Origin of the sequence: Winogradskyella pelagia (assembly GCF_017581965.1) — a bacterium.
In the GTDB taxonomy this organism is placed as follows: Bacteria; Bacteroidota; Bacteroidia; order Flavobacteriales; family Flavobacteriaceae; genus Winogradskyella; species Winogradskyella pelagia.
The window spans coordinates 57,994-79,794 of record NZ_JAGEVF010000008.1 but is presented as its reverse complement, the minus strand read 5'-3'; the positions used below and the strand labels follow the sequence as shown (position 1 = coordinate 79,794).

23 protein-coding genes are annotated in these 21,801 nt (G+C 34.5%); 6 read left to right on the top strand and 17 right to left on the bottom strand.

What is annotated here, in order from left to right:
- Nucleotides 1-14: 14 nt before the first annotated feature.
- Together J4050_RS10705 and J4050_RS10700 are read left to right on the top strand one after the other, a co-directional pair.
- A complete protein-coding gene (locus J4050_RS10705) occupies nt 15-1,301 on the top strand; it encodes a citrate synthase (RefSeq protein ID WP_208154584.1) in 1,287 nt (428 codons plus the stop codon).
- Nucleotides 1,302-1,365: 64 nt separating this feature from the next.
- Nucleotides 1,366-2,277, top strand: a complete 912-nt coding sequence (locus J4050_RS10700) for a dimethylarginine dimethylaminohydrolase family protein (protein WP_208154583.1) — start codon at nt 1,366-1,368, stop codon at nt 2,275-2,277.
- A gap of 14 nt (nt 2,278-2,291) precedes the next feature.
- Here J4050_RS10700 and J4050_RS10695 read toward each other — a convergent pair whose 3' ends face one another.
- The 6 genes from J4050_RS10695 to J4050_RS10670 all read right to left on the bottom strand — a co-directional run bounded on the left by J4050_RS10695 (nt 2,292) and on the right by J4050_RS10670 (nt 7,351).
- Entirely contained in the window at nt 2,292-3,167 is an 876-nt protein-coding gene (locus tag J4050_RS10695; protein ID WP_208154582.1) for a sterol desaturase family protein, read from the bottom strand.
- 11 nt (nt 3,168-3,178) lie between these two features.
- On the bottom strand, nt 3,179-4,090 hold the full coding sequence (locus tag J4050_RS10690; protein WP_208154581.1) for a sulfurtransferase: 912 nt from the start codon (nt 4,088-4,090) through the stop codon (nt 3,179-3,181).
- Complete coding sequence (locus J4050_RS10685) at nt 4,074-4,547, bottom strand: monoheme cytochrome C (protein ID WP_208154580.1); 474 nt, start codon at nt 4,545-4,547, stop codon at nt 4,074-4,076. Before J4050_RS10685 ends, J4050_RS10690 begins: the two co-directional genes overlap by 17 nt.
- The gene (locus J4050_RS10680) at nt 4,547-5,767 is read right to left on the bottom strand and encodes a sulfite oxidase (RefSeq protein WP_208154579.1); all 1,221 of its coding nucleotides are present in this window, start codon (nt 5,765-5,767) and stop codon (nt 4,547-4,549) included. Before J4050_RS10680 ends, J4050_RS10685 begins: the two co-directional genes overlap by 1 nt.
- Before the next feature lie 81 nt (nt 5,768-5,848).
- The gene (locus tag J4050_RS10675; protein ID WP_208154578.1) at nt 5,849-6,334 is read right to left on the bottom strand and encodes a nucleoside-triphosphatase; all 486 of its coding nucleotides are present in this window, start codon (nt 6,332-6,334) and stop codon (nt 5,849-5,851) included.
- Nucleotides 6,335-7,351, bottom strand: a complete 1,017-nt coding sequence (locus J4050_RS10670; RefSeq protein WP_208154577.1) for a hypothetical protein — start codon at nt 7,349-7,351, stop codon at nt 6,335-6,337.
- Between the two features lie 124 nt (nt 7,352-7,475).
- Here J4050_RS10670 and J4050_RS10665 point away from each other — a divergent pair, with 124 nt between their 5' ends.
- On the top strand, nt 7,476-8,159 hold the full coding sequence (locus tag J4050_RS10665; RefSeq protein ID WP_243878617.1) for a hypothetical protein: 684 nt from the start codon (nt 7,476-7,478) through the stop codon (nt 8,157-8,159).
- A 50-nt stretch (nt 8,160-8,209) separates the two neighbouring features.
- On the opposite strand, the gene J4050_RS10660 is transcribed toward J4050_RS10665, so the two are convergent.
- From J4050_RS10660 to rsfS, 6 genes are all read right to left on the bottom strand, one after another.
- Nucleotides 8,210-8,476: an acyl-CoA-binding protein gene (locus tag J4050_RS10660; protein ID WP_208154576.1), complete on the bottom strand. Its 267-nt coding sequence runs from the start codon at nt 8,474-8,476 to the stop codon at nt 8,210-8,212.
- Entirely contained in the window at nt 8,473-9,126 is a 654-nt protein-coding gene (locus J4050_RS10655; protein WP_208154575.1) for a phosphatidylserine decarboxylase family protein, read from the bottom strand. The genes J4050_RS10660 and J4050_RS10655 overlap by 4 nt, the downstream gene beginning before the upstream one ends.
- 2 nt (nt 9,127-9,128) lie before the next feature.
- Entirely contained in the window at nt 9,129-9,938 is an 810-nt protein-coding gene (locus J4050_RS10650) for a phosphatidate cytidylyltransferase (protein WP_208154574.1), read from the bottom strand.
- Nucleotides 9,938-10,546, bottom strand: coding sequence for an LUD domain-containing protein (locus tag J4050_RS10645; RefSeq protein ID WP_208154573.1), 609 nt, complete (start codon nt 10,544-10,546; stop codon nt 9,938-9,940). Before J4050_RS10645 ends, J4050_RS10650 begins: the two co-directional genes overlap by 1 nt.
- 110 nt (nt 10,547-10,656) lie before the next feature.
- A complete protein-coding gene (gene ftsH / locus J4050_RS10640; RefSeq protein WP_208154572.1) occupies nt 10,657-12,624 on the bottom strand; it encodes an ATP-dependent zinc metalloprotease FtsH in 1,968 nt (655 codons plus the stop codon).
- Between the two features lie 14 nt (nt 12,625-12,638).
- Nucleotides 12,639-13,010 carry a ribosome silencing factor gene (gene rsfS, locus J4050_RS10635; RefSeq protein ID WP_208154571.1) on the bottom strand — a complete coding sequence of 124 codons (372 nt, stop codon included), beginning with the start codon at nt 13,008-13,010 and terminating at the stop codon, nt 12,639-12,641.
- Between the two features lie 94 nt (nt 13,011-13,104).
- On the opposite strand from rsfS, the gene J4050_RS10630 reads away from it, so the two are divergent.
- Entirely contained in the window at nt 13,105-13,836 is a 732-nt protein-coding gene (locus tag J4050_RS10630) for a biotin--[acetyl-CoA-carboxylase] ligase (protein ID WP_208154570.1), read from the top strand.
- Here the strand turns inward: J4050_RS10630 and J4050_RS10625 are convergent.
- Both J4050_RS10625 and pyrE read right to left on the bottom strand, forming a co-directional pair.
- Nucleotides 13,833-14,228: an SRPBCC family protein gene (locus J4050_RS10625; protein WP_208154569.1), complete on the bottom strand. Its 396-nt coding sequence runs from the start codon at nt 14,226-14,228 to the stop codon at nt 13,833-13,835. The two genes, J4050_RS10630 and J4050_RS10625, sit on opposite strands and share 4 nt — an antisense overlap.
- A 28-nt stretch (nt 14,229-14,256) precedes the next feature.
- Nucleotides 14,257-14,901: an orotate phosphoribosyltransferase gene (gene pyrE, locus J4050_RS10620; protein ID WP_208154568.1), complete on the bottom strand. Its 645-nt coding sequence runs from the start codon at nt 14,899-14,901 to the stop codon at nt 14,257-14,259.
- A 113-nt stretch (nt 14,902-15,014) separates the two neighbouring features.
- Here pyrE and J4050_RS10615 point away from each other — a divergent pair, with 113 nt between their 5' ends.
- On the top strand, nt 15,015-15,596 hold the full coding sequence (locus J4050_RS10615) for an NUDIX hydrolase (protein ID WP_208154567.1): 582 nt from the start codon (nt 15,015-15,017) through the stop codon (nt 15,594-15,596).
- Nucleotides 15,597-15,625: 29 nt separating this feature from the next.
- Here J4050_RS10615 and J4050_RS10610 read toward each other — a convergent pair whose 3' ends face one another.
- A complete protein-coding gene (locus tag J4050_RS10610) occupies nt 15,626-17,371 on the bottom strand; it encodes a M14 family metallopeptidase (protein ID WP_208154566.1) in 1,746 nt (581 codons plus the stop codon).
- 124 nt (nt 17,372-17,495) lie between these two features.
- Between J4050_RS10610 and ctlX the strand changes: the two genes are divergently transcribed.
- On the top strand, nt 17,496-18,428 hold the full coding sequence (ctlX, locus tag J4050_RS10605) for a citrulline utilization hydrolase CtlX (RefSeq protein WP_208154565.1): 933 nt from the start codon (nt 17,496-17,498) through the stop codon (nt 18,426-18,428).
- Nucleotides 18,429-18,432: 4 nt separating this feature from the next.
- On the opposite strand, the gene J4050_RS10600 is transcribed toward ctlX, so the two are convergent.
- Nucleotides 18,433-19,188 (bottom strand): sulfite exporter TauE/SafE family protein, encoded by a 756-nt coding sequence (locus tag J4050_RS10600; protein ID WP_208154564.1) that lies wholly within the window; start codon nt 19,186-19,188, stop codon nt 18,433-18,435.
- Nucleotides 19,189-19,213: 25 nt separating this feature from the next.
- Nucleotides 19,214-21,268, bottom strand: coding sequence for a tetratricopeptide repeat-containing sensor histidine kinase (locus J4050_RS10595; RefSeq protein WP_208154563.1), 2,055 nt, complete (start codon nt 21,266-21,268; stop codon nt 19,214-19,216).
- Nucleotides 21,269-21,801 lie beyond the last annotated feature (533 nt).

The window sequence follows — 21,801 nt, the reverse complement described above, 5'->3', positions numbered from 1 at the left end:
ACAATAACAACAATATGTCAGAAAAAGCTACGCTCGAAATTAATGGTGAAAAATATGAGTTTCCTATCGTTAAGGGAACTGAAAATGAAGTTGCAATAGATATAAAAACCCTTAGAAGTGCTACAGGAGGAGTTATTACAATAGACCCTGGATATAAGAATACGGGAAGTTGTGAAAGTGCAATTACATTTTTGGATGGTGAAAAGGGTATTCTGAGATATAGAGGTTATTCAATTGAAGAATTAGCGGATAAGGCAGATTTCTTAGAGGTGGCCTATTTACTTATTTTTGGAGAGTTACCTAGCCAAGAAGAATTAGATAAATTCCATTCAGATATTAAGGAAAACTCGGTTGTTGATGACGATGTAAAAAAGATTTTAGATGCTTTTCCAAAATCTGCTCATCCAATGGGAGTTTTATCTTCTTTAACAGCAGCACTAACTGCATTTAATCCATCTTCTGTTGATGTAGAATCTGAGGAAGACATGTATAATTCTATAGTTAGAATAATGGGTAAATTCCCAGTTTTGGTGTCTTGGGCAATGAGAAAAAAGCATGGCCTACCACTGGAATATGGTGATGATAATTTGGGTTATGTAGAGAATGTCCTTAGGATGATGTTTAAAAACCCTAATAGAGAGTATGAGCAAAATCCAATACTTATAGACGCATTAGATAAACTGCTTATTTTACACGCTGATCACGAGCAAAACTGTTCTACATCAACAGTGAGAATAACAGGTTCATCTCATGCAGGATTGTTTGTGTCATTGGCATCTGGTATTTCGGCGCTTTGGGGTCCACTTCATGGTGGTGCTAACCAAGCCGTTTTAGAAATGTTAGAAGCTATTAAAGAAGATGGTGGTGATACAAAAAAATATATGGCTAAGGCCAAAGATAAAGAGGATCCATTTAGATTAATGGGCTTTGGTCATAGAGTATATAAGAATTTTGATCCTAGAGCAAGAATTATAAAAAAAGCAGCAGATGAAGTGTTAGGAGATTTAGGAGTAGAAGATCCAATCTTGGACATTGCTAAAGGCTTAGAAAAAGAAGCTTTAGAAGATCAATATTTTGTTGACAGAAAACTTTATCCTAATGTAGATTTCTATTCAGGAATTATTTATAGAGCCATGGGAATTCCGGTTGAAATGTTCACCGTAATGTTTGCCCTAGGACGATTACCAGGTTGGATTGCGCAATGGAGAGAGATGCGTTTAAGAAAAGAGCCTATTGGTCGTCCACGACAATTATATATTGGTGAAAACTACCGACCATTTAGTCCTATAGAAAAGCGGTAATTAAAAAATAAATTAAGTTGAAAAGCTTCATAGATTATATGAAGCTTTTTTAGTGTAATACCTTATGAAATTAAATATCCAGAATGAAACCTCTCGATTGAGAGCGGTTATACTAGGTACGGCAGAAAGTAATGGGCCAACTCCAAAACCTGAAGAGTGCTATGATCCAAAAAGTTTAGAACACGTTTTGGCAGGTACTTATCCTAAGGAGGAAGATATGATTAAGGAGATGGAAGCTGTTGCGGATGTTCTGAAGAAGTACGATGTAACTGTTTACCGTCCTCAGGTATTAGAGAACTATAATCAAATATTTGCAAGAGATATTTCATTTGTCATTGAAGATAAAATTATAATAGCCAATATTTTACCAGATAGAAAGAGGGAAGTGGAGGCTACGGAATATGTTTGGATTACTGTAGACAAAAAAAATAGAATTATTCTGCCTGATGATTGCCATGTTGAAGGTGGTGATGTAATGCCCTGGAATGACTATATTTTTATTGGAACTTACTCAGGTGATGATTATGCCGATTTCATAACAGCTCGAACAAACAAGGAGGCTGTAGAGGCTATTAAAGCATTATTTCCAAACAAGAAAGTAAAATCTTTTGAGCTGCGAAAGTCAAATACAGATCCAAGAGAAAATGCACTACACTTAGATTGCTGTTTTCAACCTGTAGGAAAAGACAAGGCAATTCTTCATAAGAACGGGTTTTTGGTTGAAGAAGAGTACCAATGGCTCGTTGATTTTTTTGGAGAGGAAAATATCTTTGAAATTACCAAAGACGAAATGTATAATATGTTTAGTAATATCTTCTCTATTTCAGAAGATGTGGTGATTTCAGAGCGTAATTTTACAAGGTTAAATAATTGGCTTAGACAAAATGGATTTACTGTAGAAGAGGTTCCATATACAGAGATTGCAAAGCAAGAAGGTCTACTACGCTGTTCTACAATGCCACTTATAAGAGACTAAAATCCGATTTAAAGTTAGTTTTTACTTTTTCCGAAACCATAGGTGTTTTGACCTATGAAGTCTTGAGGAAATTTATCGTCACCTTTAAAACCAATTTCAATTGTCCCGCTATCTTCAGGGATATAATTAGTCTTAAATATATAATCCCATAGACTTAAACTAATACCGTAATTGACGCCATGTTTACCCTTAGGTAAATGATATGCATGGTGGTACAAATGCATAACAGGGTTATTTAGAATGTACTTAAGTGGTCCCCAAGTAATTTTAATGTTAGCGTGGTTTAAATGCCCGATTGCAATTGCGATAAAGTGTACAATAAATGCTTGCTCTGGTTCAAATCCACCAATGAGCATTACACCAAAAGTTTTTAAGGGCTTGTATAAAATATTTTCCATCCAATGGTACCTTAAATGTGCCGCAAAGCCCATTTCTTTCACACTATGATGGACTTTATGGAAATTCCAAAGTATGCGGTACCTGTGAAGAAGTACATGTGTAAACCACTGAACAAAGTCTAGGATAATAAAAAACACGAATAATTGTATGCCTGGTGCCCAGTTAGACATATCAATTATAGCTAAACTTTTAGCAGTAATATTTATTTCTGAAAGCAGAAGACCTATAATTTGATATACGCCACTGATAACAATGGAGAAAATGAAAAAATTAAAGAACATATAAAATGCGTCTAGCCAGAAATCTTTTCTAAATATAGCCTGATCTTTTCGCCATGGAAAAAAGATTTCTAAGAGCCATACGACTAAAGAAATAACAATAAGTCCCCAAAAATAATTTGTGTACCATGGAACTTCAAAAAGAATTGATTTCCAGGTCCAAGATAGCGTGCCTTCAAAGGCTTTTACAAATGCGTCTAAATAATTTTCCATTTCTCTTTTTTTTAAAGCATGTCAATATCAACAGGTAAATCATTATGATAACTCCACTCTACCCAAGATCCATCATAATTTTTTACATTTTTAAATCCTAATAATTGTGTCAATACAAAAGTAGTATGTGCTGAGCGAACACCACTGTGGCAATATAAGATTATAAAGTCTGTATTTTTTAAATCTAATTTATCGTAATTTTTTCTAATTTCTTCAATTGGTTTCAGTCTTTTATCACCGTTAAAATAAATATTATCAGCCCAATCCACGTGAATACTATTTGGAATCCTCCCAGCTTTTGATGCGCCATGTTTTTGATGTTTGCCTGAGTACTCATCTAGCGTTCTTGTATCTATTATTATCACATTACTCTTTTGGACTTCTAACAGTTCTTCCTTTGAAATATAATAATTCATTAATGAATTGGCTGGAAATTTAAAATTTGTAGGTTTTATAACTGGATTTTCAGTGGAGGTTTCTCCATTTATATCTACCCACGATAAAAATCCACCATTAAGTAGTTTTATATTTTTAAAATTATAATTCTGCAATATCCACCATAATCTTGAGGCTTCACACATTCCGCTATCATCATAAACTATAACAGTATCATCGGAGTTTATACCTAGTTTACTAAACAACTCTTCAATTTGACTTTTTCTAGCCATTACGCCAGAATAGGGATACGATCCGTCTTCAATATCATCTCTCGAAATATTAATTGCCTTAGCTATATGTCCTTTATTATAAAGGTTATTTTTTCTAAAGTCTAATATTTTAATATTGGGATGCTCTATTAAAGCCATTAGTTCATTTGCTTCTATGACATAATCACCATAAGATGCTAATGTATCCGATGCACGATGTTCTTTACAAGACCAAAACAAAATGGTCAATACGGCTATTTTAATCTTCCAACTCATACCACTCTATGCCAGACAATGCCATCCGCCTACCTTTCGCTTTAGGCGGATAATTTTTTACTAAATAATTGACTATAATTTCTTGGTTTTTTCCTAAGTCCCACAAGTTCTGAGTCTCTTGCATCCATTTTATTGTGGAATTCCAGCGCTCAGCATTCATTCTGTTTTGTGTTACTAATTTGGCTGAGTGGCAATTTGTACAATTATTAACAACAACCATTAAACCTTGGTCATCAACTAAGCCGGTTCTAATATGAATGCCATCAACGATTAAATCTTCATCAACCTCTAAAGGGACAGTAGAAACAGTTTTATTTTCAGAATTAAAATTGAAGGCTGTTGGATTATTTGCATAATAAACTAGTCCACCACCGGCAACAACAAACAATGAGAATAATGCCATTAACATCTTGTAGATGGTCTTAATTTGTGCACTGAATGTATTGTCTTTTTTCATTATTTAACCTTAACAGCAATTCTATGACAGGCGTTGTTTAAATAGCCTTTTGGATTCCACCCAGGTAAAATCATAGGTTGTGACACGCCGAGAGAGTCGGTGGCCTTTGCCCAAACTTCATAATATCCTTTTTTTGGAAAATCAACTGATGCTGAAAAATGTTGCCAAGCTAATCTATTAACTGGTGATTCAAGAGTGCAGCCTTGCCATGTTGCACCAAAGTCTATTGAGTATTCTACTTTTATTACTTCTAATTCTCCGGCCCAAGCATGACCTCTAATATTCAGTTTTTTTCCTTTGTTAATCATAGCACCAGATTTTGGATAAGTAATCAATGATTTTACAGGCATAGATTCTATGATGCACATATCTTCATCCTTTACTTTTGCACCTGGCTCAACGGGTTCACAAGGGACTCTGTAGGCAGTACCATTCATTTTTGCACCATCATGTATTTTATTGCGAATACTAATCCGATTTACCCACTTTCCAGATACGGATGCCGGCCATCCGCCAGCAACTAACCTTAAAGGATAACCATGCACAAGAGGAATATCTTTACCATTCATTTGAAATGCTAATAAGGTTTCGTCTTGAACAGCTTTAGCCACGGGACAACCTCTTGAAATTGCCTCCTTTTTAGGGTCTCTGCTAAGGTGTTGGTCGGCAGCATGAAAGCCAATGTAAACCGCATCATTTTTAATTCCTGTATCTTCAAGGATGTCTCTTAGTCTAACACCAGTCCATGAGGCACAATGAACAGCACCAACCGTCCATTGGTTACCTTTAGCGGGTGGGTCAAATTCAGCTCTGCCATTACCACCGCACTCTATGGTTAATTGATAAGTATATTGTTTAAAGTTTGCTTTAAGTTCCTGTAAAGTATAGGTTTTTGTTTTTTTTACAGACTCTCCATCAATAGTAAGTGTCCAGCTCTTAATATCAATATTTTCTGGAATTAGTCCATTATTTCTAACGAACATACTGGAATTAGGGGTAATTTTGTCGTCCAATAAATGTGCTTGAGCTTCGATATTCCATGGCTTATCATTAAGAACAACCATGTCTTTATGTTTGTTAAAAAGTTTGAATGGATCCGGATCTTGCAAAGCAATTGGCGTGTATCCGTCATACATTTTAGAGCCAAAAACAATTTCGGCGCCAATTAAAGCAGCAAAAGAACTTAATGTCGCTTTCTTAACAAAATCTCTTCTCTTCAAAATACTATAAATTTAACACTAACACATTAACTTTATAAATTAATCATTTTTACTCAATTCTTATGTAACTAATGTTACATATTAACCTAAGGAAGACAGACTGGATATGGTTAATACGTTACCGTTTGTAATCTTGTAGTGGTTTTTTATATTTTCTAATAAATAGTCTCGAACAACAAGAATAGTGTGCAGTTTTTTATTATTTCTAGTTTTTTCAATTGCCGTCAGTGCTGATGCATGAAGTCCTTGAGATTTTAATTCTAATTTTCCTAATTCATCTATAATAATGTATCCTGCACTTTTGGTTTTGACATTTTGGATTATAATTGAATTGGCCATTTTAAAAGCTGATTTGTAGAAATGGTACCGGCCAATAGAAATAACGTTTTCTTCTTCCGAGTCTGCTTGCATGGCAAACTTTTCTTTGGTTTCAATGTTAAAAAACCCCCTCTTCTTGTTATCATCAACAGGGCTCAATATGCCGTAAACATTTGTTTTTCCCTTAATCCAATTTATGAGCGCAGTACTCTTTCCCGTTTCTATTTGCCCTACTAATAAGTGTATCAATTATTTTGAAGTTTTAAAGTGAAAGCTGTATACAATACTTCTTGAAATAAAATACTGGACTCGATTTAGGCCTTTTAAGGATTTGCTCTCTTTCCAAACATAATTTACTATTGATTTTAAATGTGGTAATAACAAAAGTGTCTGTTGCAATTCTGTCTGGTATTGTGAGCGTCTTTTCTGTAAAAATTTATTAAGTAATTTAAGAGTCAATGGGCCAAGTATAATATACCAGGTGCCTATAATTATTAAACTTCTGGCGACAACATATAAACCTGTTTTCCATCCATTATTATTATTATTACTATTAAAGAATATTAAAGGAAGTAAAATTACTACTACAGTAATACACCAAAACAAGATTAACTTCCTTTTCTTCTTAGGATGTTTTGTCTTAGGGTCCGTTGCTATATCTAAAACTGGTGGGTTAAAATTATTGGGCAGTTTTATAGAGTGGACAGCCTTATAAACTCTTAGAATGAGCAACCCCGCAAGAAAACCCGAGACGCCATAAAATATTAAATAAACCAATATTAAATGTTTGGAAGATATATTAAGAGCCAAGGAATTGAATTTAGTGCTAATCCATGCGCCGTAGCTATCAATAGCGTTCCAAAGGGATTGACCATATATTATGGTTAAAACAATAACTTTTTGAAGAGCAGATTCTAAATAGGTAAGAACTCCTAGTAAAACTATTGTTACCCTGTTCACAGGTAATAAACTAAATAAGATTATTCCTAAAATTCCTTGAAAAGAAACGGCTAAATATGCAGGTAGAGGTGAATGAGGGCTTACACTGAGCTTCACCAGTAATACAATAATTAAGGCTTTAATTAGTGTTGAGCGTAAATTTTTAGCGTAAGAAGCAATAAGGGTTATGAGCAATATGGAAACACCGCCAACAATAATACCCGTAAATGGTGAGCTAAAGGCGTGCATAAAACCGCCTATGCCACATTCGTTGAGAGCCCACAATGCTGTCAGTCTATTGATTATTAATTTATTATTGTACTGCAATCCCGTCTAATTCTTAAATATCTCTAAAAATAATTGATCATTCTTTTCCTGTAATGTAACAAAAGTTACATAAACAGATAAATTAAAGCAATAGCTTGAAGAATTATCGAAAATTAATAAGGTTATGATTCATAAAGATTTTGAAACTAAGGTAGTTGGGTGGTCTTTTCTATTGGCTTCACTTTTATTGTGGTTGGGTTGGGCATTGTCTCCGCATCATATAGGAGAATACATAAAAGCTTCAGATTTTGAAGCAATAGGCGAAAATGTTTGGACCTGGATATGGATGTATCGTATTCATATATTTGGTTGGGTAACTCTTGGTATTGCTTTATTTGCACTTGTATCTGTAGCAGCAAGACGACCTTTTAGGGTACTGATTTTGCCTGGTGCAGGCATGATAATAATAGGAACCTTTACCTTGGCCATAGCGAATGCATATTTTTATAATTTTGGCGCTTGGGGTGTTGGTGAAACAGCTGGAAAATCTGCTGCAGAAATTGACACTTTTATGCGAGATATATTATACACTAATCAATATGTAACTTGCTTTATTAGGTTTGGAAGAATTTTTTCGGGAGTAGGATTTGTACTTTTGGGATTCGCATTTTTAAAATGGCATATGGTCAATAAATTATTAGGGGTTTTTACCTTGCTTTTTGGTTTGGCCGCAATGGGCATTATTTTAGCCATCCCAGATAATTTTGAAATTTATAAACCATTATTCCATATTAAAGTGGTTTGGGCTCTAATTATGGGGGTTTTAATTTTAAGAAACGGGATTCATTTGCCTAAGGCAATTGATTAAATCTAAATAGCCTTAGTTTAGATTCTTACTTTGTTTAGGTAAAAACTAGGTTATTTTCTATAGAGAAAATAGTTTTTTACCAGCGCTATATATTCCTTTTTTGCTTCATCTTCACTGATGTCCTGAACTTGAAACAAAGCATTGGTCTTAAAGGCATTTATAATAGGCTTTTTACTATTAGGACGTCCGTAATCATTGGTAGCTTTTTTATAGTAGGCATAAAGGCGTAACAAAAAATCTGCAGGAAATGGTTCCGTATGGTCGTTTACTCTCTTAACGGCTTCTTGAAATAATTTTTCGAGTTCTTCGGAAGTCATGACATCTCTGCTATAATTGTTTCTCCACCTCTTACCTTTTGATTAAGGGTGACCTTAATTTCGGAATTTAAGGGCAAAAATACGTCAACACGTGAGCCAAATTTAATAAAACCTGAATCAGAACCTTGCTTTACAGCAGTGTTAATTTTTGCATAGTTAACAATTCGCCTGGCCAAGGCTCCTGCAATTTGTCTGTAAAGAATAGGACCGGTACTATTATTTTCTACGACAACGGTTGTCCGCTCATTTTCCTCACTTGCTTTAGGGTGCCAAGCCACCAAATATTTTCCTGGGTGGTATTTACTATAAGAAACTGATCCACTCACAGGGTGTCTTGTTACGTGAACATTAAGGGGCGACATAAAAACGGAAACCTGAATACGCTTATCTTTAAAGAATTCACTTTCTTCAACCTCCTCAATCACTACAACTTTGCCATCTACTGGAGATAAAACGTTGTTTTCATTTATATGAGTATTACGTTTCGGATTTCTAAAAAACTGTAAAATTAGAATGAAGAAAACAAGAATTATAATCATTAAGCCCTTTCTAAACCACTCATCAGTTATAAACTCATCAATTAAAAAAAATGACCCTACGACAAAGACAAGTGTTATAAAAATGATTTTGTGTCCTTCTTTATGAAACATAACTACGCAATTCTTAAAAATAAATATATAAAAGGTGCAGCAAATATAAGGCTATCCAAGCGATCCAATAATCCACCATGTCCTGGCATAATAACACCACTATCTTTTACACCAGCTTGCCGCTTAAATTTAGATTCTATTAGGTCGCCAAAGGTTCCGATTACACTTACGATTATGGCTAATATTAGCCAGTGATTAAAACTTAGAGATGCTGTATATAAAGTAATGAAGTAACTAGAAACACAAGCGAAAAAAAGGCCTCCGAGAAAACCTTCAACTGTTTTCTTTGGTGATATGCTCGGAAAAAGTTTTTGGCGTCCAAAATTTTTACCGATAATGTAAGCGGCACTATCATTAACCCAGACAAGAATAAATGCACCTAGTAATAATAGAGGTGTAAATGTATTGTCATAGTTAGCTATCTGCATCATAAACACAAAACCACTAGAAAGATAAAACGTAGTAGTTATGTAGCGTTTTGACTCAAATAGCGGGATTTTTTTAGTAGTGAATAAATCCTTAATCAAAATAAGGTTAACAAAAATAGTAATCACTAAAAGAATTTGAATTGCTTCTTCACTACCTGTCGTAACTGTATTACTCAGACAAAAATAGCTAAAACAAGAATAAAGTATGATAAAAATTAAGTACTGAAAAAGTGATTTGAGATGGATTAATTTACTGAATTCCGCCAGGCTAATAATACCAAAAACAGCTAGGACAATGACCAATCCAGTTTGAAAATATAATGCACCAATTAATAATAAGGCATATATAAAACCAGAAATAGCTCTTGTGTAAAGTTCTTTCATTACAAATCTTCAAGTAGAAGCAGGTACAAGTCTTTAGCGCTGCTGCCATAGGTGAGGAAATCCTTATCATCAGCGGCCTTAAAATGCTTAATGGTAGTAATATTGGTTGGTATGGAAGATTTACTTTTGTTTTTAATACCTTTTAGACCTTCCCCAATATTTTCAACAAATTGGCTTGTTGTGGCATAGATAATAAAATGATGCGGTAACTCCTTAAGTTTCTTTTCTGCAATTTGATTAGAGGATATTAATAAAGAGCCGTCATCTGATATTAGATATTCGCAAGTTGACAAGAAATAAGAACTCTCATCTGCATTTTTAGTACTTTTGAGATTAAAATCTTTGAATAATTGATTCAGCCTTTCATCTATAAGAAATACCTTGTCATCTTGCCAATTATTCTCTTTTAATATCGCATTAAAACTTTCCTTAACTTCTATCATATTTTCGCAATACAAAAATTTACCGCCATTGGCTTTAAAATTTATAGTAAAGCGCTCATCGGCAGGAAGCTTCACCTCGGGCATATACTTCCCACGTTCTTGGTCTGGTATATTCTCTTCAGTTTTTTTAGATTTTAGACCGAAAAGTTTGCGAAAAAGGCTCATTCAAAAGTTGCTATTAATACAGATATTTCGTGCATTTATCAAATATAAAAAAACTTAAACTAACTAAATGTCAATTTAAGTTTTTTATATGAAGCGCTGGTTATCTCGGCTTATTCTTCTTCTTCAATTTCCGTTGCAGGCTGACTAGTGAGTTCTTCCTCCTTAGGGCCATAAGGTCGACTTCCAAATATTTTTTCTAAGTTATCCTTGAATATAACCTCTTTATCTAAAAGTACCTCTGCGAGTTGTGTTAATTTATCTTTGTTTTCGTCTAGCAGTTTAACGGCACGTTGGTATTGCTCCTCAATAATGTTTGATATTTCTTTATCAATAAGTTCTGCAGTTTGCTCACTATAAGGTTTAGTAAAGCCATATTCTGATTGCCCTGAAGAATCGTAATACGTGAGGTTACCTATCTTATCGCTCAATCCATAGATAGTAACCATTGCTCTGGCTTGTTTGGTTACTTTTTCTAAATCACTTAGAGCTCCGGTAGATATTTTACCAAAAATAACTTGTTCGGCAGCTCTACCACCAAGTGCAGCGCACATTTCATCTAACATTTGTTCAGGTCTAACAATAAGTCGCTCTTCTGGTAAATACCAGGCAGCTCCTAGGGACCGTCCTCGCGGAACTATGGTTACTTTAACCAGTGGTGCTGCATGCTCAAGCATCCAACTAACCGTGGCGTGTCCTGCTTCGTGGAAAGCCACTGCTCTTTTTTCATCGGGCGTTATTATTTTATTTTTCTTTTCAAGACCACCTATTATTCTATCAACAGCGTCTAAGAAATCTTGTTTATTAACAGCTTTCTTGCCTTTCCTTGCGGCAATGAGAGCTGCCTCATTACACACATTAGCAATGTCTGCCCCTGAGAAGCCAGGAGTTTGTTTCGCTAGAAAATCAATATCTAAGGACTCCTCTTTTTTTAAAGGTCTTAAATGGACTTCAAAGATTTCCTTACGTTCTCTAACATCTGGCAAATCCACATAAATTTGTCTGTCGAATCGGCCTGCACGCATTAATGCACTATCTAAGACATCTGCCCTGTTGGTTGCAGCCAGGACAATAACATTGGTGTTTGTACCAAACCCATCCATTTCTGTTAATAACTGGTTTAGGGTGTTCTCCCGTTCGTCGTTGGAACCTGAGAAATTATTTTTTCCTCGAGCGCGACCTATTGCGTCAATCTCGTCTATAAAAATAATTGATGGAGACTTTTCTTTGGCTTGTTTAAATAAGTCTCTTACCCGTGATGCTCCAACCCCAACAAACATTTCCACAAAATCAGAGCCAGAAAGCGAGAAAAATGGAACTTTAGCCTCACCAGCTACTGCCTTGGCTAATAGAGTTTTTCCGGTCCCTGGAGGGCCTACTAAAAGTGCTCCTTTAGGAATTTTACCACCTAAGGAAGTGTATTTTTCAGGATATTTTAAAAAGTCTACTATTTCTTGAACCTCTTCCTTGGCACCTTCCAGACCAGCAACATCTTTAAAGGATGTTTTTGTATCTGTTTTTTCATCAAACAGCTTTGCCTTAGACTTCCCAATATTGAAAATTTGGCCTCCGGCACCGCCACCGCCACCTGAAGACATGCGCCGCATGATAAATATCCAAACGCCTATAATAAGAATAAAAGGTAACAACGTTAATAGAAAATCACCCCAAACGTTGTGTTCGGTTTCATAGGTTATTATCGTATTAAGATTGTTGGTCCTAATAATGTCATTTATTTCCTTTTCAAAATTCTGCAAATCTCCAAACTCAAATTTATAGTTCGGTACTGCTGAAACAGTAGGAAACATTGATTTGGGTTTAGAATTTTTATGAACTTCCTGTTCTTGGGCCTCATTAGTTATGAATACCCTTGCCTCACGTTTGTTAACTATTTCTACCTTTTCTACATCACCCTTCTTTAGATATTCTAAAAACTGAGCTGGAGTTGTCTGTTTACCTGTAGATCCACTAAACCCACCAGAAAATAATTGAATTGAGAGAAATACCGCAATGATGACACCATATATCCAATATGGATTCACCTTCGGTTTTTTATTTAAATTTTTATTGTCTTTTGCCATTTATAGCCTCTTCTTTAATAACTTGTTTCAATTTGGGTCATTTTTGCATCACCCCATAAACTTTCTATATCGTAATAATCTCTTGTTTGCTTTTGGAATACATGAACAACAACGTTAATATAATCCATCAAAATCCATTCGGCATTATCCGTACCTTCTACATGCCATGGCTTATCTTTTAATGTTTTGCTAACTTGTTTTTGAATTGAACTTACTATAGCGTTAACTTGTGTGTTAGAAGTCCCTTCGCAGATAATGAAGTAATCGCAAACTGTATTTTCTATTTCCCTTAAATCTAAAATTGAAATTTCTTTTCCTTTAACCTCTTCAATGCCGGCAACAATTGTTGTTATGAGTTGGTCTGCATTCTTTTTTTCTATCGTCATTAAATTAATTTAAATTTACGCAAAGTTATTATTTTTTTAGTTCATGTATGCCTTGTAATTCATAAGAAATGCATAAAAAAAAGTACTTCACTTAATGTTTATAATCAAACTTGATGCCATTGACTCAACCAATTCTTATCTAAGGAGAACCGCTAGCGTATCTATACCTAAGGATTATACAGTGGTATGGAGCGAATTTCAAACTCAAGGGCGAGGTCAAATGGGTGCACATTGGCAATCTGAGGAAGGCAAAAACCTAACATTCAGTATGTTTAAGAGAAATACTGAATTTGATATTGATGATCGCTTTGTAATATCCATGTTGGTGTCTCTAGGTATTTTTAAGTCTTTAAAGAAATTTCAATTGCCCAGATTGGCAATAAAATGGCCAAACGACATTTTGTCAGAAGAATTGAAGATTTGTGGTATTCTTATAGAGAATATTATTAAAAACAACCAATTAGTGGGTTCTGTTATTGGAATAGGACTTAACGTAAATCAACGTTTCTTTCACAATTTGCCAAGTGCAACCTCCATGCATTTACTTACTGGTAAGTTGCATGAAAAGGAAGAATTACTAGCGGAAATAGTTACTTCTATAAAAATTCAATTTGAGAACGCAAAGTCCAAAACCATCGAGGAGATTACTGAAGAATACGAGTCTCTATTATTTAGGCTAGACAAGCCTTCCACTTTTAAAATTGCTGGGGAAAAAGTATTTTCTGGAATTATAAGAGGTGTAACACCTAGTGGGCGTCTCAAAGTCTGGCTAGAGGACCAAGACATTAAAACGTTTGATTTTAAAGAAATAACATTGTTATATTAAATGGCAGTCTTCATATTATGAACAAGGGTTTCAATAAATTTAGATATAGGACCCTTAATCATCATTGCCATCATAGCGTTGAATTCACCATCAAATAATAAATTAACTTCGCTTTTATTTTCTTCTAAACTGGTGATGTTAGCAGTTAAAGAAAAATCGAGTTTGCCACCGCCTGATCCCAAAACAATTTTCTCATTGGGAATGCTCTCCCTCTTCTTTAAAACAATTTCAGGCATTCCTTTTAATGCGAACAGAAATTTGTTGGCCTCAATAATTTCAAACTTATTGATATTCTCTGGCATTAGGGCTTCAAAGTTCTTAACGTCAGAAAGAAATTCAAAGGTTTCTGAAGCTGTTTTGTCTATAACTACTTTTGGAGATTCTAAATTCATGTTAGTGTGGTTTACCTTTTCAACTTCATCAATTAATGTTCCATCCAGAAGGGTTGGCATTCCATTGTGTCAGTATGTCTTGTTGATTTTCTGAGATATAATTAGTGTCCAGGGCCTGTTCTAATAGATTGCTATAATCACTAAGTGTTAATATTTCAATTTCAGAGGCTTTAAAATTATCTGTAGCAATAGGAAACCCGTACGAAAAAATAGCAACCATCCCTTTTACATTGGCATTTGCCAATTTAAGAGCTTTTACAGCGTTTAAACTACTTTTACCTGTACTTATTAGATCCTCGACAACAACTACATTTTGGCCTTCTTTTAGATAACCTTCAATTTGGTTTTGTCGACCATGTTTCTTTGCCTCGGGCCTCACATAAATAAAAGGTAGATTAAGATATTCAGCGACAAGTGCACCTATACCAATGGCACCAGTCGCCACTCCAGCAATTACATCTGGCTTCCCGTAATGCTGTTCAATTATCTTAGCAAGATTCTCTCTAATAAAATTTCTTATTAATGGGTAGGATAATATAATTCTATTATCGCAATAAATAGGTGATTTCCAGCCAGAAGCCCATGTGAAAGGCTCTTCTGGCTGCAATTTTATGGCATTGATTTGAAGTAAAACTTCGGCTGTTTTCTTCGCAACTTCCTTTGTGTAAATCATAGTGCAAAACTAATTAATTTTATATGTAGAATCTCTTCAATTTAAATTATTTTTGACCATATTGAGGTTCAAATTAATTGAATTCAACTATTAAATCGGTAATATAGACTTATATGTATACCATTTTCGTCGGTAGCAAACCAATTATCTTAACTACTGAAATAAAAAAAGAAACTAATTTTAGGTCTTTTCTCTTAAAGACGGTTAATATTGGTAAGGTTATAAAGCTACTTAACACTACTTCTCTTAAAGAGGTACATTTAATTCATCATAATCCAAATACCTTGTTGAAACACTTTTTAAAGTTGTTGCCAGTAGTATATGCTGGGGGAGGAAAAGTGTTTAATAGTGCAGGTGAGGTTCTTTTTATTTACAGAAACGATAAATGGGATTTACCCAAAGGTAAGACTGAAAAAAACGAGTCGATCGAAGAAACTGCCATGCGCGAAGTTGAGGAAGAAACTGGAGTAAATGGTCTCTCAGTTACTAAAGAGTTACCTACAACGTATCATATATTTAAAAGAAATGGTACACACAAAATAAAAGTGACGTATTGGTTTGAAATGAAAACCAGTTTTAAAGGTGAGCTTTTTCCTCAAGAGAATGAAGGTATAACCAAGGTTAAATGGCTAGACAAGGACGATGCTGAAAAAGCTTTAGAAAATAGTTATGCTAATATAAAAATACTTGTATAGTTGATTATGGGTAATCTTAGATTACTTTTTTAATTTAATCTAAAAACAGGATATTGAAGGTGGCTCCTTTCATAGTTCGCACTTTTTTTATGTAGCCAATCTAATTGCGCATACCAGTTAGTTGCAAAATCCTTATCGTAAGATTTCTTTACATTAAATTCTATTTGCAATCGTGGATTACTTTTTAAAAGTGTTTGTGCTTTTTCCTCCCAGACGTAGGGAGAGAATCCTTCTTTTTGTTGTAGAATAGTATCAAAGAAATTCCAATTAAAAAATGAGTCTGTAGCCGCTGGTTCTAATGTTTCAACTAAATATCTCATGGCAGCTTGGTTTGTGGGAACGATTATATCTCCTTTTTTGAACATTAATTCTATTTCTTTTGATTTAACGGATGTTCCATAGTGGAGATAATGCCCTTCATAAGCATTTCTTCTTGTGTTGTAATCTTCGATTTTATAAGCTTCTACCCTTAAAGTAGTATCCCTTTGAACGGTTTCCATTTTTACATCATTCAACTGAAGCAGTTCAAGTATATTATGCCAACCTCTAGGTATGATATATGCTTCGGGAATAGTGACTTCTTGCTTTGATTTAAAAAAATTTTGGTAATTAACTTCTTTTATAAAGGGTTTGGTTCTGTTAAAACGAAGACGCTCACCACCTGTTAAGGTACTTGTGGATATTTCACCTTCATAGCCTTTAAATAAAAGTTTTGATGATTTGGTAGTATCTAACTCCCACTGAATTGGATAAGGGTCACCAACTTGCCAGGTTTTTTCGTTTTGTAATCGTGCCTCTCGGATGTCGACTCCGTTTTCCTCAATAATCTCTATCATACTTCTCATAAGTTCATAGGTGCCTTTCACTCTTTTATCATAAGGTTTTAACATATGGGTTTCAACCATCATGCCTAACGTATTGAATAAAGTGGTATAGCCAGTAGAGTATCTTGGTGAATCAAAAAACTGTGAGAATCCAATTTCTGGTCTTTTGTTAAAAACATTGACATAAGGCGTAATGTCCCATGATTTGGTATTGAGTTTAGATTCTAATTTTGGCATCACCGTGTTATGTAAATAGGAGCCTAATTCACCGCCAAGTTTATTATGTTGAGTAAAAAGATGAGTTAGCGTATATTGATAATCTGCTCCATTGCTAACATGGTTATCTATAAAAACGTCTGGTTGAACGAGATGAAATATCTGGGCAAAGGATTTGGCGTTTTTTGTGTCGGATTTAATAAAGTCCCTATTTAAATCGTAATTGCGTGCGTTTCCTCTAAATCCGTATTCCTCTGGTCCGTTTTGATTAGTTCTTGTAGTAGAGTTTCTGTTAAGGCTACCGCCCACATTATATATAGGAATTGTGCATATTATAGTATTTTCTGGTGGGCCAGTTTCACCAAAAGCCAAGTCTCTAAATAATTGCATTGTGGCATCGATACCATCAGATTCCCCTGGGTGAATGCCATTGTTAATTAAAAGAATTCTATTTTCCTTTCGTAATTCTTGGAAATCATCTCCCGTACCCTTTGAATTGTAGCTTATAAGATGCAAAGGATAACCAGCGTCCGTTTTTCCAAGAGTTTGAATTGAGATTTCAGAAAAGTGTTGCTCTAGTAACTCATAAAATGCAATAGTTTCAAAGTAAGTAGCAGTTTGGGTTCCATTACTTTTTTCGAAGACAGTTAAATAATCTTCACTATCTAGACTTTCTTTTTTGGATTTTGTATTACAAGCTACAAGTAATAATATAAAGGGTAGGATTTTTTTCATCTATATAAAACTATATATAATTATTAACGCCTCAAACTTACTGATTTTGGACGATAATTCTTTATCTGTTTGTGATAGCAAAGCATAAAAAGTCTAATTTTACATCACTTTTTGAAAACACTCCATGAGACAGACCACAAATACTATTTTAATGATAAGGCCTATTAATTTTAGGATGAATGAACAGACAGCAGTCAACAACTATTTTCAAGAAGATATTGCCATAAAAAACGCTGAAATTAATACTAAAGCACAAGAAGAATTTGACACGTTTGTTGATAAACTTAGGACGGTAGGTGTTAATGTTATTGTAGAAAGTGATGATAAGCTTATGGATACACCAGACTCCGTGTTTCCTAATAATTGGGTCAGTTTCCATAACTGTGGTGATGTTGCTATATATCCTATGTTTGCCGAAAATAGAAGAAAAGAACGCAGGGATGAAGTTTTTATGCGCTTAGAGGATGAAGGATTTAAAATAAAAGAGATTATGGATTATACCTCTGCTGAAGAAGAAGGTGTTTTTTTGGAAGGTACGGGAAGTATGATTTTAGACCGTATTAATCGTAAAGCCTATTGTGCTTTATCGCCTCGAGCAGATGAGGACCTATTTATTGAGTTTTGTGAGGATTTTGAATATTTACCAATTATTTTCAGGGCAAATCAAACTACCGACAACCAACGTTTACCCATATATCACACTAACGTAATGATGTGTATTGCTGAAGAATTCGCAGTGATTTGTTTAGAATCTATAGACAATAAAAAGGAGCGAAAAAATCTTCTTAAACATCTTAGAGATGATGGTAAAGAGATTATTTCTATTTCTGAAGCTCAAATGCATCAGTTTGCAGGTAATATGCTTCAGGTAAGGGGTGATGAGGATAAACGTTATCTTGTTATGAGCGAAGCTGCACATAATAGCCTTACCCAAGAACAAATCGATAAAATCCAGAGTTATTGCCCAATTTTGTCTAGCTCACTAGAGACTATTGAAACCTGTGGAGGCGGTAGTGCAAGATGTATGATGGCTGAGGTATTTTTACCTAAAAAATAATTCCCTAGAATAAATAAACAGCGGCAATACCTATTAGTACTATTGAGTAAACTATTTTAAAACGCTTATCGCTGGCTTTGGTTCCAGCTTTGGCCCCAAAATAGTTGGCAATGAAATAACTGAAGAATAAAATAAGTACAATTGTCCAGTCAATGGATATTTCCATATTGTACTTAATATAAGCTCCATAACTCACGGGAGGAACGAGAATGGCTAGGCTTAAGGCTCGAGCAAATTCTTTTTTTAGTTTAAAAATACCAATAAGAACCGGAACCATAAGAACTCCTGCACCTATGCCAAAAAGTCCACCAATTGTACCCGTTAAAGCACCAAGAATTAGAATCCAGGGCCAAGAAACAGAGTCTCTATATTTTATAGCAGAAAAAGTCTTGGTTCTAAATATGGGAACTAATTGAATTAAAGCAATTACAATTAGAATAAGCGAAAAAAGTAACTTAACATCCTGTTCTCCAATTAAAAAGGCAAAAACAGCTCCAAAATATGAGAAAAGACAATACGATATTACGCCAACGGTGATGTTTAACCATTGTTGCTTGACATAGTCATAAAGGGATATAACCCCAAGAAGACTCATTGGACCAAGCATCATGGTTAAGATATTTCCTTGAGATTGAAGCTGGGAAAAACCACAGACTAGAACTAAAAAGGAGACTAAAAATGGACCGCCTCCAATACCAGCATAACCACCAATATAACCGACTGCGAGCCCAAGAATTATATAGAAGTAGATGTCACACATGGGTGAATTAATATAGTAATTTGATTTACGCCTGAGGCGCGACCTTAGGAAGTTCAATAAAGAATTTACTGCCTACGTTTTGGGTACTCTCAACCCAAATTCTACCGCTATTCAATTCTACCAAGTCCTTTGCTATGGTTAGACCTAGTCCTGTTCCTTTTTCATTTTTGGTGCCAACTGTTGTGAAGTTTTTGTTCGCATTAAATAGCTTATCTATATTTTCTCTAGAAATACCAACACCTGTATCTTCAACGCAGATTAATGCTTTACCATTAACATCTTGGTTAGAAACAGTAATAACATCACCAGTTCTGCTAAATTTAACTGCATTGGTAATTAAGTTCTGAATAACGATTTCAATCATGCTCCTATCAGCATATACGAAATCGCGCTGAGACTCATCGATTAAAACAATTTTTTTGTCTTCAACTTTTTGGTCAACAAGAGCCATTTTTGTGTGGAACACCTCTTGTATGTTAAACAGCTCTGGCTTAGGCTCTAGACTTTGTAATTGCGATTTTGACCAATTGAGCAGGTTGAAAAGTAGAGATGAAGCATTATCTGCATTTTCACTTAATTCTGGTATTAATTCTCTAAACTCTTCTTTTGATATGCTGTCTTCCTTAAGTAAATCGAGAAAGGCTTTGATTGATGATATACTATCCTTAAGGTCGTGGGAAACAATAGAAAAAAGTTTATCCTTAACCTGATTGACTTCTTCCAGATGATGCGTTTGTTCTAGAATGGCTTCATTTCTAATTTTCTCTTGTGCTAATAAATCCCTTTGGTCTGTTAGGCTATCCTTATAACCTTTTGTTTTGATTAGACTATAGATTAAAAGGCCAAGTAGAAACATCAAAGTTACCACAAAACCATAAAACACATAAGAATCGTTAAACCATTTTTTAGAAGAATCGTACGTACTATCTTTTATTTGTGTTTTAGGTTCGTCAAATAAGCCAGATTCATTTTCTTTTGGTAGTTCTGAACTTGGAGTAAAGGCCTCTGCTGTTTCTTTATTTAATTGATCTCTAAGGCCGTAATACTTATTTTGCCAAAAGAATGCATTCTGATAATAACCCCTTGTTGAGTCGAGAGCAACATGAAGTTTATAATTATTTAGAAGTGCTGTTTTATCGTCTATCTTAAGTGCAATGTTGTATGCTTCATCCAATTGCAAAGCCGCGAGTCTTACTTTATTTCTTTCGAGATTTAATTTACCAATGGCGTTAAGTGATCGTAGTATGCCTTCTTGGTTGTTTTCTTTTCGATTGTATCTAAGACCCTCTACGAGGACCTCCGAAGCTTTTTGATATTCTTTAAATTCCAGGTACTCGCTTCCAAGTTTTGGGAGTATTTCCCCTCTTAGTTTTTGGTCAGTTTCTGGATTCAGCAACGCTAAGACTTTTTCAAAGTACTCTATAGCTTTTCTATGCTCCTTTCGAATTGAATAGAGCTCCGCTATTTTTTTTGTTGAAATCTTAACGCCTATTCGGTCATTAATTTGTTTTCTAACCTCTAAAGCCTTGAAGTTAAAATTAAGGGCTTTATCTATTTGGTTTGTTTTAAAATAAGCTTCTGCCAAATTATTATAAGCCAAGCTCAGTTCATTTAGGAGATTACGTTCTTCAAAAATACCAATGGCCGCAAGGGAGTTTTTTAAGCCTACCGCATAATTACCTCGTTTAATTTCAACTAGTCCAATGCTATTACTCACTTTGGCAACACCTAAAGTATCCCTTATTTGTGCAAAGTAGTTTTTGGATTTGGTGTAATTGTCTATCGCATTGTAGTAATCATTACTTTTAGTATAAATCAAAGCCCGGTAATAACTGCTCTCGGCAAGACCACGAATGTAGTTTAAGCTTTTGGATAGTTTTGCAGTTTGGTTGACATACAAGAGTGCTTTTTTATACTCACCAATAGCGTACAGCTCATCAATTAATTCGATGGATAGATTAACCTTTGTAGAATCTTGTTGCTGATAAGCCAATTGCACAGAAAGGTTGTCAATTTTATCATTTTGACTGAAAATGAAAATTGAAACTAAAAAAAATGCGTATGTCAATACGTGTTTCATCCGCGATACATCTTTGGATGAAGTGCAATGTTTTGCTGTAAATAACTTTTAAAGAGGGATTTAAAAAGTAAGTCAACACAAAACAATAACAATTGGGTTAATGTTTGATAATTAAGCCTCATTAATGTTTGGGACATTGATTAATAGCCTACCAAAAATGCCATAATGTATGGGAATACGCTAATTATTAGGTTTTATTACCAATAAATTAGATGAAATGATAGATGAAATTCATAAAAAAAATGACGTATCGACTAAGTGCAGAAAACATAGAAAAACTACACGTTTATCGATGAAATGCATTATTATTATAATCTATTGATATACAAAGTTATACGTTCTAATAAATTGTCATAAGACGAATTTTCCTGTATGATGTGGCTTTAAAATAGTGTAACAATAATTTATAGAAAATGCGATAGAAAAGCATTCGAAAAAACTCCGAATCCTTTGTTTAGGATTAAAGCCTACTTACTAAAAAATAAGTCGAGAAATCTCATATCTTTGCCTTCGTTTAAATAGGCAATATATTT

Coding starts and splice junctions, on each gene's coding strand:
- J4050_RS10705 (WP_208154584.1), top strand. CDS start 15: ATGTCAGAAAAAGCTACGCTCGAAATTAATGGTGAAAAATATGAGTTT.
- J4050_RS10700 (WP_208154583.1), top strand. CDS start 1,366: ATGAAATTAAATATCCAGAATGAAACCTCTCGATTGAGAGCGGTTATA.
- J4050_RS10695 (WP_208154582.1), bottom strand. CDS start 3,167: ATGGAAAATTATTTAGACGCATTTGTAAAAGCCTTTGAAGGCACGCTA.
- J4050_RS10690 (WP_208154581.1), bottom strand. CDS start 4,090: ATGAGTTGGAAGATTAAAATAGCCGTATTGACCATTTTGTTTTGGTCT.
- J4050_RS10685 (WP_208154580.1), bottom strand. CDS start 4,547: ATGAAAAAAGACAATACATTCAGTGCACAAATTAAGACCATCTACAAG.
- J4050_RS10665 (WP_243878617.1), top strand. CDS start 7,476: ATGATTCATAAAGATTTTGAAACTAAGGTAGTTGGGTGGTCTTTTCTA.
- J4050_RS10660 (WP_208154576.1), bottom strand. CDS start 8,476: ATGACTTCCGAAGAACTCGAAAAATTATTTCAAGAAGCCGTTAAGAGA.
- J4050_RS10655 (WP_208154575.1), bottom strand. CDS start 9,126: ATGTTTCATAAAGAAGGACACAAAATCATTTTTATAACACTTGTCTTT.
- J4050_RS10650 (WP_208154574.1), bottom strand. CDS start 9,938: ATGAAAGAACTTTACACAAGAGCTATTTCTGGTTTTATATATGCCTTA.
- J4050_RS10645 (WP_208154573.1), bottom strand. CDS start 10,546: ATGAGCCTTTTTCGCAAACTTTTCGGTCTAAAATCTAAAAAAACTGAA.
- ftsH (WP_208154572.1), bottom strand. CDS start 12,624: ATGGCAAAAGACAATAAAAATTTAAATAAAAAACCGAAGGTGAATCCA.
- rsfS (WP_208154571.1), bottom strand. CDS start 13,010: ATGACGATAGAAAAAAAGAATGCAGACCAACTCATAACAACAATTGTT.
- J4050_RS10630 (WP_208154570.1), top strand. CDS start 13,105: ATGTTTATAATCAAACTTGATGCCATTGACTCAACCAATTCTTATCTA.
- J4050_RS10625 (WP_208154569.1), bottom strand. CDS start 14,228: ATGAATTTAGAATCTCCAAAAGTAGTTATAGACAAAACAGCTTCAGAA.
- pyrE (WP_208154568.1), bottom strand. CDS start 14,901: ATGATTTACACAAAGGAAGTTGCGAAGAAAACAGCCGAAGTTTTACTT.
- J4050_RS10615 (WP_208154567.1), top strand. CDS start 15,015: ATGTATACCATTTTCGTCGGTAGCAAACCAATTATCTTAACTACTGAA.
- J4050_RS10610 (WP_208154566.1), bottom strand. CDS start 17,371: ATGAAAAAAATCCTACCCTTTATATTATTACTTGTAGCTTGTAATACA.
- ctlX (WP_208154565.1), top strand. CDS start 17,496: ATGAGACAGACCACAAATACTATTTTAATGATAAGGCCTATTAATTTT.
- J4050_RS10600 (WP_208154564.1), bottom strand. CDS start 19,188: ATGTGTGACATCTACTTCTATATAATTCTTGGGCTCGCAGTCGGTTAT.
- J4050_RS10595 (WP_208154563.1), bottom strand. CDS start 21,268: ATGAAACACGTATTGACATACGCATTTTTTTTAGTTTCAATTTTCATT.